The 394-nt window shown below is 70.6% G+C and carries 1 protein-coding gene; it reads left to right on the plus strand.

Annotated elements, in window-relative coordinates:
- The coding region (locus tag AC5P1B_RS35885; protein ID WP_493892226.1) for an alcohol dehydrogenase catalytic domain-containing protein at positions 1-394 on the plus strand (394 nt) is incomplete at both ends.

Here is a 394-nt window from a genome sequence, read left to right on the forward strand (position 1 = left end):
TCACCCAAACCCTCCACACCACCCAACCCCAACTCGCCCTCCGCCACGGCACCCCCCACACACCCCACCTCACCCGCGCGGCCGACGCCAAGTTGCTCACCCCGCCCACCGACGGCTCGCACTGGCGGCTGGAATGCCCGGACAAGGGGTCTCTGGACAACCTCGCGTTGATCTCGTTCCCCGAGGCCTCCCAACCACTGGCCGACGGGCAGGTCCGGGTCGCGGTACGCGCCGCCGGTCTGAACTTCCGCGACGTCCTCAACGCCCTCGGCATGATCCCCAACGCGGGACCCATCGGCGTCGAAGGCGCGGGCGTGGTCCTGGAAACCGGACCAGAGGTGGACGACCTGGTCCCTGGCGACCGGGTCATGGGCCTCCTCCCTGGCGCCTTCGG

The organism is Streptomyces sp. A01 (assembly GCF_059026195.1).